The organism is uncultured Thioclava sp. (assembly GCF_913064665.1).
In the GTDB taxonomy this organism is placed as follows: Bacteria; Pseudomonadota; Alphaproteobacteria; order Rhodobacterales; family Rhodobacteraceae; genus Thioclava; species Thioclava arctica.
The window spans coordinates 1-11650 of record NZ_CAJYBT010000068.1 but is presented as its reverse complement, the minus strand read 5'-3'; the positions used below and the strand labels follow the sequence as shown (position 1 = coordinate 11650).

9 protein-coding genes and 2 pseudogenes are annotated in these 11650 nt (G+C 60.5%); 6 read left to right on the top strand and 5 right to left on the bottom strand.

What is annotated here, in order from left to right; genetic code table 11:
- Together QZ571_RS17645 and QZ571_RS17640 are read left to right on the top strand one after the other, a co-directional pair.
- Window positions 1-382, top strand: a pseudogene (locus QZ571_RS17645) (hypothetical protein); the annotation flags it as partial.
- Between the two features lie 7 nt (window positions 383-389).
- Window positions 390-2714, top strand: a pseudogene (locus QZ571_RS17640) (aldehyde dehydrogenase family protein).
- 23 nt (window positions 2715-2737) lie between these two features.
- Here QZ571_RS17640 and QZ571_RS17635 read toward each other — a convergent pair.
- Entirely contained in the window at window positions 2738-3421 is a 684-nt protein-coding gene (locus QZ571_RS17635; protein ID WP_295537392.1) for a ZIP family metal transporter, read from the bottom strand.
- Window positions 3422-3640: 219 nt separating this feature from the next.
- Here QZ571_RS17635 and QZ571_RS17630 point away from each other — a divergent pair, with 219 nt between their 5' ends.
- Window positions 3641-4804, top strand: a complete 1164-nt coding sequence (locus tag QZ571_RS17630) for an alpha-hydroxy acid oxidase (protein WP_295537391.1) — start codon at window positions 3641-3643, stop codon at window positions 4802-4804.
- Here the strand turns inward: QZ571_RS17630 and QZ571_RS17625 are convergent.
- On the bottom strand, window positions 4795-5940 hold the full coding sequence (locus QZ571_RS17625) for an MFS transporter (RefSeq protein ID WP_295537389.1): 1146 nt from the start codon (window positions 5938-5940) through the stop codon (window positions 4795-4797). The genes QZ571_RS17630 and QZ571_RS17625 overlap by 10 nt on opposite strands.
- A 175-nt stretch (window positions 5941-6115) precedes the next feature.
- On the opposite strand from QZ571_RS17625, the gene QZ571_RS17620 reads away from it, so the two are divergent.
- Both QZ571_RS17620 and pth read left to right on the top strand, forming a co-directional pair.
- Window positions 6116-6742, top strand: coding sequence for a 50S ribosomal protein L25/general stress protein Ctc (locus QZ571_RS17620; protein WP_295537388.1), 627 nt, complete (start codon window positions 6116-6118; stop codon window positions 6740-6742).
- 634 nt (window positions 6743-7376) lie between these two features.
- Window positions 7377-8087: an aminoacyl-tRNA hydrolase gene (gene pth / locus QZ571_RS17615; protein WP_295537387.1), complete on the top strand. Its 711-nt coding sequence runs from the start codon at window positions 7377-7379 to the stop codon at window positions 8085-8087.
- On the opposite strand, the gene QZ571_RS17610 is transcribed toward pth, so the two are convergent.
- From QZ571_RS17610 to QZ571_RS17600, 3 genes are read right to left on the bottom strand one after another with little or no spacing between them, the layout of a single operon-like run.
- A complete protein-coding gene (locus QZ571_RS17610; RefSeq protein ID WP_295537385.1) occupies window positions 8088-8522 on the bottom strand; it encodes a VOC family protein in 435 nt (144 codons plus the stop codon).
- Window positions 8523-8581: 59 nt separating this feature from the next.
- Entirely contained in the window at window positions 8582-9979 is a 1398-nt protein-coding gene (locus QZ571_RS17605) for a surface lipoprotein assembly modifier (RefSeq protein WP_295537383.1), read from the bottom strand.
- A 4-nt stretch (window positions 9980-9983) separates the two neighbouring features.
- A complete protein-coding gene (locus QZ571_RS17600) occupies window positions 9984-11012 on the bottom strand; it encodes a hypothetical protein (protein WP_295537381.1) in 1029 nt (342 codons plus the stop codon).
- A 204-nt stretch (window positions 11013-11216) separates the two neighbouring features.
- On the opposite strand from QZ571_RS17600, the gene thyX reads away from it, so the two are divergent.
- Window positions 11217-11650, top strand: a 434-nt coding sequence (thyX, locus tag QZ571_RS17595) for an FAD-dependent thymidylate synthase (RefSeq protein WP_295537379.1), incomplete at its 3' end; no start/stop codon positions are given.

Here is an 11650-nt window from a genome sequence, read left to right as displayed (position 1 = left end):
CTTAGACAGCCTCGTCGCTTTGACCAAATTGTTGAATTCCGCCCGGCCCGTCGCTAGCGTTTCGCCCAGAGTTATAGCCATTATAGCCGGACATCATCATGCCCCCACCGATACGCACCACTCCCATCCGCGCAATTCCGGCACGCCGCTTGATCTGGCGTGGTTTGACAAGATCGCGGTGAACACACCCGCCGCGACGGCGCGCGCTGCCACGCTGGCCACGCGCCGCTCCGTCAAGAAAGAGTGGCAGGTGCAGATGAAAGAAGAACTGGGCCGCGACTGGCTGCGCCCGGATCTCTTCCGCATCGGTGCCTCATCGCTTTTGGGCGACATCGGACGCCAACTCGAACACCATGTGACCGGACGCTATGCCTTAGCCTGAGGGACAGATGCCGACAGTGAAAGAGATCCTCGACAGCATGGCATATGGCCCAACCCCGGAAGCGGCAGGTGAAGTCACCGCATGGATTAGCGACCGCGCCCCCTTTGGTCATTTTATTGACGGCAGCTTCACCGCCCCTGCCGACACATTCGCAACCGATAACCCCGCCACCGGCGCGCCCTTGGCCCAAGTCAGCCAAGGCTCGGCCCAAGATGTTGCGTTGGCGGTGAAAGCCGCACGCAAAGCCGCACCGAAATGGGCCGGTCTGGCGGGCCATGAGCGCGCAAAATACCTATATGCCATCGCGCGCCACCTGCAAAAACGCGCGCTTTCTGGCGGTGCTGGAGGTGCTCGATAACGGCAAACCGATCCGCGAGGCGCGCGATATCGACATCCCGCTCGCGATCCGCCACTTCTATCACCACGCGGGCTGGGCCGAGTTGCTGGCCGACGAATTTCCTGGCCATGCCCCGCATGGCGTGTGCGGTCAGATCATCCCGTGGAACTTCCCGCTACTGATGCTGGCTTGGAAAGTCGCGCCTGCCTTGGCGGCGGGCAATACAGTGGTGCTCAAACCCGCCGAATATACCCCGCTTACCGCGCTGGCCTTTGCCGAGATCTGCGCCGAAGTCGGGCTGCCCAAAGGTGTGCTCAATATCGTGACAGGCGATGGCGCGACCGGGGCGGCGCTGGTGGTTTCGGATGTCGATAAGATCGCCTTTACCGGATCCACCGATGTCGGGCGCACCATTCGACGCGCCACTGCGGGCACGCCCAAGGCGCTCGCCCTCGAACTGGGAGGCAAATCGCCCTTCATCGTCTTCCCCGATGCCGATCTGGATGCGGCGGTTGAGGGCGTGGTCGATGCGATCTGGTTAAATCAGGGGCAAGTGTGCTGCGCTGGCTCGCGCATTCTCGTCTCCGAAGCCATTACGCGCGATTTCACCGACCGTCTTACGGCCCGGTTGGGTAAGCTGCACATCGGCGATCCGTTGGATAAATGCACCGATATGGGCGCGATCGTGCACCCAACGCAGTTGGCGCGCATTCGCGAGCTGGTGTCGGCAGGTGAAGCTGCGGGCGCGACCCTGACCCAGCCCGAAACGCAGATGCCCGCAATGGGGTGCTATTTTGCGCCCGGCCTGCTGATCGGGGCAGAGCCCGCGAACCCTGCCAGCACCGAGGAAATCTTTGGTCCTGTGGCGACGCTCACGACCTTCCGCACCCCCGCCGAGGCGGTGCAACTGGCCAATAACACGCGCTACGGGCTGTCGGCCTCGATCTGGTCAGAGAACATCACGCTTGCGCTGGATATCGCGGCGCAGGTCAAGGCGGGCGTGATCTGGGTCAATTGCACCAACCAATTCGACGCCGCCGCAGGTTTTGGCGGCATGCGCGAAAGCGGGTTCCGCCGCGAAGGCGGGTGCGAGGGCATAGCTGCCTATTTGCGCGCGCCTGAGGTCAAATCCAAACCCGAGACCCCCGCCCCCGATTTCAAGGCAATGCCCAGCCCCACGACGCCCGCGTCAGGCGGCATCGACCGCACGCCGAAACTCTATATCGGCGGCAAGCAAACCCGCCCCGATAGCGGCCATAGCTACACGATCTCGGCCAAGGGCCGCGAGCTGGGTCTCGCCCACTTGGGCAGCCGCAACGCAGTAGAAGCGGCGCATAAGGCGGGCGCTTGGGGCAAGCAGACCGGCCATAACCGCGCACAGGTTCTGTATTGCATCGCCGAAAACCTCGCCGCACGGCAGGCAGAGTGCGAAGCACGGCGGAAAACGCCGGCCACGCCCCCAAAGAGGCCGCAGCCACAGTTGCGCGCGCGTTCTACTACGCCGCTTGGGCGGGCAAGTTCGACGGCGCGGTGAAATCGACGCAATCAGCCAAAGTGACGCTGGCGATGCATGAGCCTTGGGGCGTGATGGGTGTGGCTTGCCCCGATGCCAGCCCGCTGCTGGGCTTTGCCTCACTGGTGCTGCCCGCCATCGCGATGGGCAACCGGGTGGTCGCGATCCCTTCGCAATCCATGCCGCTGCTGGCAACCGATCTGTATCAGGTGTTTGATACCTCAGATCTGCCCGGCGGTGTTGTGAATATCGTCACGGGCCCGCGCAACGATCTGGCCAAGACCCTGGCTCAGCATGGTGATGTGGCCGCGATGTGGTATTGCGGGGACGCCGAGGGGCGCGCGATGGTGAAGGCCGAAAGTGCGGGCAATCTCAAAGCGACTTGGGCATTTGAAAACCGTGACTGGACGACTGCACAGGGCCGCGATTTCCTCAACCACGCGACCCAGATCAAAACGATCTGGGTGCCCTACGGCGAATAGGGGCAGCGCGTCCCTGCCCCGATTTAGCCCAGTGTCACGTCGAGAAACATCATCAGGATCAACCCAAATAACAGCCCTGTTGTTGCGCGGTTTTGATGTCCGTTGCGATGGGTTTCGGGCAGGATCTCGTGACTGATGATATAGAGCATCGCGCCAGCGGCAAAGGTCAGCCCCCAGGGCAGCAGGGCACCTGAGACCGACACTGCGGCCGCCCCGATCAGCGCCCCGATTGGTTCTACCGCGCCAGTTAGCGCCGTGACAACGAAGGCGCGTGTGCGCGAATAGCCCTGACCGATCAGCGCGACGGCAACTGCCAACCCTTCGGGAATGTCTTGCAGCGATATCCCGGTCATCACCGATAGACCAGTGTCAGTGCCCGCCCCAAAAGCCACGCCAATCGACAGACCTTCGGGAAAATTATGAATGGTGATGGCGATCACAAACAGCCAGATCCGCGCCAATCGGGCCGCATCGGCATGTCCCTCGGGGCCGGTGATGAAATGTTCATGGGGTAGACTGGCATTGAGCCAGGCGACAAAACCCGCCCCCAGCGCAATCCCGACAGCCGCGACACTTGCCGCAATCCAAAGCGAGTTGAACATCTCTTCGGCGACGTCAATTCCGGGCAAGATCAACGAGAAATAAGCAGCTGAAAGCATCACACCCGCGGCAAAGCCCAGCATCGTATCCGCCGTGCGTTGGCTCATTGAGCGCCCCAAAAGCGCCGGGACCGCCCCCAATGCCGTGGCAACAGCCGCCACCGTACCACCCAACAACCCCAGCCAAATCTCGTTCACGCCCTGCTCCCAAAATTGTGTTCACCCCTGCACAAAGCCTGCAAGCGGTGGCAAATGCAAGAGAGCAAGGCGATTGCGAAGCTTGCGTATCATTGGTAAATAAAATTGACCGGACCGGGGGAGGATACCATGACCGTCATCACCTGCATCGACGATCTCAAGCGGCTGCACAAACGCCGCACGCCCAAGATGTTTTACGATTACGCCGAAAGCGGGTCGTACACGGAACAGACCTTCCGCGAGAACACGACCGATTTCGCGCAGATCCGGCTTAATCAGAAGGTCGCGGTGGATATGACCGGGCGCTCGACCCAAGGGTCTCTGCTGGGTAAGAGCCACGCGATGCCTCTGGCCCTCGCACCGGTCGGGTTGACGGGGATGCAGCGCGCGGACGGCGAGATCAAGGCAGCGAAAGCGGCCGAGAAATTCGGTGTGCCCTTTACGCTGTCGACGATGTCGATCTGCTCGATCGAGGATGTGGCCGAAAACACCAACGCGCCGTTCTGGTTTCAGATCTACACGCTTACCGATGACGACTATAACCGCAAAGTGCTGGAGCGCGCGCGGGCTGCTGGCTGTTCGGCGCTGGTGATCACGGTCGATCTGCAACTGCTGGGGCAGCGCCACAAGGACCTCAAGAACGGGCTGACTGCGCCGCCGAAACTCACGCTGCCGGTGATGCTGGATCTGGCGACGAAATGGCGCTGGGGCCTTGAGATGCTGGGCACCAAGCGGCGCTTCTTTGGGAATATCGTCGGCCATGTCGAAAGTGCGGCGGATCCGTCCTCGCTGGCCTCATGGACGGCTGAAAAGTTCGATCAGGCGTTGAACTGGGACCGCATCAAGCGGTTGATGGATATGTGGGGCGGCAAGGTGATCCTGAAGGGCATTCTTAGCCCCGAAGATGCTGAACTGGCCGCAGCGACCGGCGCAGATGCGATCATCGTCTCCAATCATGGCGGACGGCAATTGGATGGGGCGCTCAGCTCGATCCGCGTTCTGCCCTCGATTGTTTCGGCGGTGGGCGACAAGACCGAAGTTTGGCTCGATAGCGGCATTCGCAGCGGTCAGGACGTGCTCAAGGCGCTGGCTTTGGGCGCCAAGGGCGTGATGATCGGGCGGGCCTATATCCACGGGCTTGGCGCGATGGGCGAGCCGGGCGTGACGCGCGCACTTGAGGTGATTCAGAAAGAGTTGGACATCTCGATGGCGCTAACCGGAGAGAAGCGGATCGAGGATTTGGGCCGTCACAACCTGCTGATCCCGAACGGTTTTTTTGACACCTACAACTGAGGTGTGCGCATCAGCCGTGCAAGGGCGGGCAAAATCGCCGCAAGCATCAGCGCAATGGCTGCAAAGGCCCAGCGCAGCCCTACCCCTTGCGCGATCAGGCCCATCACGACTGGCCCGATAAAAAAGCCGGTAAAGCCAATCAGCCATGCGCGCGACAGTGCCAACACGCGCATGTCGCGCGCAACCTTTTGCCCCAGCAACGAGTTGGCCGAGGGCACGACAACCGCCGCCCCGATCCCGATCAACGCGATCCCGGCCACGGCAATCCCCTGCACCGGTGCAAGCGCGGTCACCCCCGCCCCGAGCGCCGCGATCACCGCCGAAAGCGCGACCAGACGCGCCTCGCCCAGCCGGGCGGCCACCACCTGCCCTGAGACCCGTCCCAGCCCCATCGTCAGCCCCAGCATCATGGGACCGAAAGCCCCTGTCCCCGTCGCGGCATGAAAATTGCGCTCAAGATGCAGGGCAGACCAGCTTTCAGTGCCATTCTCAGCCACAAACGCAAAGAACAAGATTGCCCCCGCGGGGACCACGACGCGCCACGGCAGGCTGAGCGGGATCGTCTTATCCGTTATCGGGCGCACGGACGCGGCACGCTCTCGCGTGGCAAATGCCGCGATCATCACTGCGATGCCGATGACGGCCATGATCGCGCCCGGTTCCGCCCCGAACCGACGCGCCAGCCCCGCCAGCCCCGCCGCCAAGGCAAAGCCGAACGAAAACAACGCGTGGTTCCAGTTCATCAACGGCAGACCCGTTTCGGCTTCGCGATGCGAAATCTCGACATTGCTTGCAATATCAAGGCCAGCCATCGACCAGCCAAGCCACACCAGTACCAGCCCCAGTTCAAGCGGCGAGCCGATGATCCAGGCAACCAGCCCGACGCAGCCAAGTTGCGCAGCCAACACCGGCATGCTGCGCGCACCCAGCCGCCTCTGCACCCACGGCCCCGCCGCCATTGCGCTCATCCCGCCGACCGCAGATAGCACCAGCAGCGTCCCGAGCACGGCGTCCGAGACACCCGCGCGCGCCTGCCAATCAGGCATGAGGGCCGCAAATCCGCCCCAGAAGAAGCCAAGCGCACCTAACCCGAACCCGGTGGCGCGGCTTTCCCTGATAACCCTCTGCAACGCCATATCGCGCCTCTTTTCGTCCCTCGCAAGCCAGCGCTATCACCGCGATTGCGTCGCGCCAAGCACCTGCGCGCCACGATTATCCTTGCCTTTTGGCCCCAGCCCCAGTATCCGCGCGGTTTCATGGGCCCGACACCCTTGGAGGCAGCCCATCACTTTGACAAATTGGAGACCAGCAATGGCAAAAGAGATCGAAACTCTCGACGCCGTGGCGCGCACGGGGACAGGCAAGGGGGCCGCCCGTAAAGCTCGCCGCGAGGGCTTTGTGCCCGGTATCGTTTATGGGGATGGCAGCGACCCGGTCGCGATCAATCTCGATTACAACAAACTGCTGACCCGTCTGCGCCGGGGCCGTTTCATGTCCACCCTCTTCAATCTGAAGATGGAAGGCCAGGAAGACGTCCGCGTGATCTGCCGCGGTGTGCAAAAAGATGTGGTCAAGGATCTGCCGACCCATATCGACTTCATGCGCACCCACCGCAACTCGCGCATCTCGCTGTTCGTGCATGTCGAGTTCATCAACCACGAGAAATCCCCGGGCCTCAAGCGCGGCGGCACCCTTGTGGCTGTGCGTCCCGAAGTCGAACTGAACGTTCTGGCTGGTGACATTCCCGATCAGATCGTTGTTGACCTTTCAGGCACCGAAATCGGCGACACCATTCACATCTCGAACGTGGAGCTGCCCAAAGGCGCCAAAGCCACGATCGACCGTGACTTCGTGATTGCCAACGTCGCACAGCCCAAAGGCTTCGGCGGCGGCTCGAGCGATGACACCGAAGAAGAGACCGAAGCCGCAGAAGAGTAATCTTCTCTCTTCCGGCGAAACTCCTGAAACGCGGGGCCTGTCAGGGCTTCGCGTTTTTTCATGTCTCGGCCTGCCTTCCGCCGCCTTTGAGCGCCTCACAAACAAGTGGGTATTTCGCCATAGAACAATACAAAACTCGGCGGACAAAAAGAGAAAAAACTACCATAAGCCGAGCAAGTCGGCACACTAAATGACTTTGGAGTTATTGACCCATTTCGCGTTTCAGAGCCGCGAAATCTTCCAGCGTGGACAAAATCGCATTCCGCAACGCTTGCGCAGAGCAGTTCAACCGAATACGGCGCGCGCGACCCCCACGCGATGGGCAACGCCTGACACGTCACCATCCCGAGCCGATCATGGATCGCCTTCTGGCATAGACCGAGCTTCGTTTTCATAAAAACGCCACCTGCCAAAAACATGCCGCGATTGCCGCGCGAGATGCCAAGCGCCGCAGCGTCCAGAACCACATGCTTCTGGCGCAAGCGCGCCCTCCCGCGCCCCCATCCTGAAGATCAAGGCCCACCCAAGAAGAACGCCCCCTTTCCTCTGCCCCTTGGTTGAAATATCCCGGGGGTGAGGGCAAAGCCCGAGGGGGCAGCGCCCCCAAGGCAGCCAAAAGCATCAGGAGCAGGCGATGCATCTCTGGGTAGGACTGGGCAATCCGGGCGCGAAATATGCGGGCAACCGCCATAATATCGGGTTCATGGCGCTGGACCGGATTGCCGCCGATCATGGCTTTGGTCCTTGGCGGTCGAAATTTCAGGGTCAGGTCAGCGAGGGGCGCTTTGGCGCGGAGCGCGTGGTGCTGCTCAAGCCCGAAACCTTCATGAATCTCTCGGGCCAATCGGTGCGCGCGGCGGCCGATTTCTATAAATGCACGACCGACGAGATTACGGTCTTTCACGACGAACTGGATCTGGCGCTCGGCAAATGTCGGCTCAAGCAGGGCGGCGGGCATGCCGGACATAATGGGCTGCGCTCAATCCATCAGCATTTCGGACCGGAGTACGCGCGCGTGCGCCTTGGCATCGAGCATCCCGGCCATAAAGATCGTGTCGTCGCCCATGTGCTGGGCGATTTCGCCAAGGCCGAAGGCGACACGCTAGACGACGTGTTGCGCGGGGTGTCTGATGGCGCGCCGGCGCTGGCTGCCGGAGATGGGGCGAAATTTCTAAACGCGGTGGCCCTGCGCGTCGCCCCGGCACGCGCCTCAACCGGCACCGCCCCACCCGCCAAACAAACCGTAAGCAAAGCCGCCACGCCCGAGCCCCAAGCACCCAACAAAAAAGAGGCCACGCCCGCGCGCAGCCCCTTTGATCGCCTCAAGGATCACTTCAAAAAGTAATCACCAATTGCCAGAGTTTTCCATGCTCGCCCAAGGCTCTTGCACTGGCAACGCCTCCCCCATTTGCAACAGCTCGACCGAGATATTGTCGGGCGAGCGCACAAACGCCATATGACCGTCGCGCGGCGGGCGGTTGATCGTCACGCCGTTATCCATCAGATGCTGGCACATCTCGTAGATATTCTCGACGCGATAGGCGAGATGGCCGAAATGGCGACTATCCGAGGGCAGCCCGCTATCGCCATCCCAATTCCAGGTCAGCTCGACATCCGCGCGCCCGTCTTCCTGGCCCGGCGGGCACAGATAAACCAACGTGAAACGGCCCTTCTCGCTTTCCATGCGTTTGCGCTCTTTGAGCCCAAGTAACTCATAAAACGCGATTGATTTCTCAAGATCAAGCACGCGTACCATCGTGTGCAGATATTCGATTTTCATCTGTGTCTCCTGTCTGAACGCCCTGATCAGTTAGCGCGCCAAGTGAGGCTTGCAAGCGATCAGAAGGTGGATCTCAACCTGAGAGAAACTCCGAAATCGGTGCTGTCATACAAAGTCGAGTTCGACCGATTGCGCGTATAGGTAAGGCCAACCTCGGGGGCAAACCCCATATAAGACTGCTCTGACAAAACCGCACTAAGGCCTATTGTCGTTCGATGATCGTGGCGGTCAAAGGCATCAAAGGGCATGACGCCATATTTGCGCGCCTCATAGCCTGCACTGAGGGACAACTCGGTTCCCAGTATCGGCTTGGAAAATTCGAACCTCAAAGAGACCCCGACCCGATCGTGATCAATCGTCACAGCGTCGGAATTGACCTGTCCCGCCACAACGCCAAGCGACCAAATTCCGGCGGCTATTCTCTGGCGATAGTCAAGCGAGACCGAACCAAGCTCGGCCGAGTTCGCGGTGCTATCGAGGCGCCACTGCGTCTCGATACTCGCACCAACCCGAAGCGATCGCGCGCCCTCAAAATCGAACCGTCTTCCGCCATTGAATTGCAGATAATTCGAGAGCGCCGCGCCGCCATATTCATTGTGCCCCGCTGTTGCGCGCAAATCCCATTCGCCCGGAGACGCGGTGCTCTTCCAACGATTGCTCAAATAGGCTTCAAGCGCCCAAAACGCATAATCCGAACCGCGCGCAGTCGGGGCTTTGCTAAGGGCATCTTCTGACAGGCGATAGGTTCGCCCACCAAGGTTGAACCCAAGCCGCGTCAGGTGGCCTTTTGTTTCTGCAATCGTGCGCTCGACATTGACCGACGCATGGAATTCGGTGCCCGAGAGGCGCTGCGCGTCCCCCGAAAGCGCAAACGGAAACCCATAAATCCAGATGGTATCGGCATTCGATCCGCCATTCACATTCGATGACGGCGACACACCGATATCGAAATTCACGCTCCAAGGATTGCGCGCGCGCACATAGCGAAAATCACGGATCGCCACGGCTTTGGATTGAGGGGTTTGAGCGACTTGTGCCGCACGGCGCAGCCAGAATTGCGCCCGTGTGCGCGCGCCGCGAGACGACAGCGCCTGCGCGATCGTGCGCGCTGCTGAACTTTTCTGCTCACCATTTGCGGCCAAATCCCATGCACGGCGCGCCGCTGCTTCGGCCTGATCGAACCGCGCCAAATCGCGCGCCGCGTAAGACAACAAAAGCTGTGCGCCGAAATCGTCGGGATGGGCCGCAACCAGTGCCTCTGCCAGTGGCAGCGCGTTTTGGGGGCGTCCTGCCATCAGTTCGCGCGATGCAAGAGCGTGCATTTGCTCGGCATTCAACGTGACATCACGCGATGACGCGATCTGGCCAAACCCCGAACTCAGCATCATTGCCAAAGCAAAAGACAGGGCGACATTGCGCCGCCCCGCCCCGGTCGCACCAAGACCGATCACACGCATCACATCAGTTCCGGTAAAGCAGGAAGCCGCCCGTTTCGCGCTGTGTCACGGTATTGCCGGTGCCCGGCTTTTTACTTGTGACGACGATGACGCCGACAACTTCATCATTGCCCGTGGTGCTGTCACCGGCAAGCACACCATAATACTGACCCGATTCATGCGTTGTAACTGCGCCACTCGTCCCATCCACAACGGTGCTGCCAAGCGTTCCGGCAATCTCGCCCTGCGCGTTATTCGTTCCGGGGCCAACATTGAACACGAGCGAGGGCAGCTCCGTATAGGTCGCACCGTTCAGATCAGAGTTAAGAGCAGTAAGATAGGCACCCGTCACATTCGCGCCAGACATATCGTAATACTGGCGGTTGCTGATGGTAGCAGCAACACCGTCACCCGCATTAAAATCTTTAAAGTCGATTTGCATCGCCATATCGCCGGAAGAGTAATTAATGCCAGTATCGCCATTATAGTCGACGAGGCCGGCATACTGACCCTTATAATTGGCTTGTCCAGTTGTCGGCAGGGTAACCGAACCGTTGCGTTGATAGACGAAGCCGCCAAAGCCATAATCACGGTAGCTGCCAGTGCGCACGATCGCGAACTGGGTGTTTCCGCTGGTGGATTTCCCATAAATAGCGCGGTGCAAAAACTGTGGGATCGGGGTGCCAGTCACGCTATCGGGCGTGCTTGCCGGGCCTTCATAGACTTGGAAAGGTCCGGCCGCAGGCGGATTGCCACCAATATTGGGCATTGCCGCCGAGCGCGTGTAGGTATTGTCCCCGTCAAAGGCGAGGTTATCGACGCTGAACGTGTCGGTCGCGCTGTCATATGAGATCGACTTGGCGTAGCCACTGCCCGCGCCATCGGCTGCCTCGTAATGGGTGATCGAGCCATCGCCCGCAGTATCGCCCGGCAAGTCTACCAAGGCATCGCCTGCAGTTGCGCCACCCGAGCTATCGGCTGGCTTCACTATCGCTGAACCACTGCAAGCACTGATCGAAAGCACTACCGCGAGCGGCAAAACAAGCTTAAACATTGTTTTTCTTTCTTTAATCCTGCCTCATCCTACAGGCTGACGAAGCTGTGATTAAAAGTCAATTCTGGCACACGGTAATGAGAGCAGCGCGTTACTGATCGTGCCCGATCTGCGACACATCTCTTACGTACCACTTCATCTCGCGGTTCCCGCAGGACGACTTCGCAGATATAGTCGGTGCGATTCGACATGGAGGACAGACAGATGGCGCTTACCCCCGAACAAACGGCCGAGATCGAGGCGCAACGCGCCAACACCGCGCAAACCCTGCGGGCGGTCTCGCCGGGGATGGAGGGGCGGCTTTACACGGCCCATCCGGTGCTGGATCACGGGCTGATCCGGGTCATCGACTATATGGGCGATGACGAGGCGATCTGTCAGGCGGCGCGGGTTTCATATGGGCGCGGCACCAAAGCGGTCAGCGATGATCGCGGGCTGATCCGCTACCTGATGCGGCACTGGCACTCGACCCCGTTCGAGATGTGCGAAGTCAAGTTCCACGTCAAACTGCCAGTCTTTGTCGCGCGCCAGTGGATCCGCCACCGCACCGCCAACGTCAACGAATACTCCGCGCGCTACTCGATTTTGGATCGCGAATTCTACATCCCCTCGCCTGACCAACTGGCCGCGCAGTCCAA

Bases quoted from the DNA above. Each gene is read 5' to 3' on its own strand.
- QZ571_RS17630 (WP_295537391.1), top strand. From the start codon at position 3,641: ATGACCGTCATCACCTGCATCGACGATCTCAAGCGGCTGCACAAACGC.
- QZ571_RS17610 (WP_295537385.1), bottom strand. From the start codon at position 8,522: ATGAAAATCGAATATCTGCACACGATGGTACGCGTGCTTGATCTTGAG.
- QZ571_RS17605 (WP_295537383.1), bottom strand. From the start codon at position 9,979: ATGCGTGTGATCGGTCTTGGTGCGACCGGGGCGGGGCGGCGCAATGTC.
- QZ571_RS17600 (WP_295537381.1), bottom strand. From the start codon at position 11,012: ATGTTTAAGCTTGTTTTGCCGCTCGCGGTAGTGCTTTCGATCAGTGCT.
- QZ571_RS17635 (WP_295537392.1), bottom strand. From the start codon at position 3,421: ATGAGCCAACGCACGGCGGATACGATGCTGGGCTTTGCCGCGGGTGTG.
- QZ571_RS17620 (WP_295537388.1), top strand. From the start codon at position 6,116: ATGGCAAAAGAGATCGAAACTCTCGACGCCGTGGCGCGCACGGGGACA.
- pth (WP_295537387.1), top strand. From the start codon at position 7,377: ATGCATCTCTGGGTAGGACTGGGCAATCCGGGCGCGAAATATGCGGGC.
- QZ571_RS17625 (WP_295537389.1), bottom strand. From the start codon at position 5,940: ATGGCGTTGCAGAGGGTTATCAGGGAAAGCCGCGCCACCGGGTTCGGG.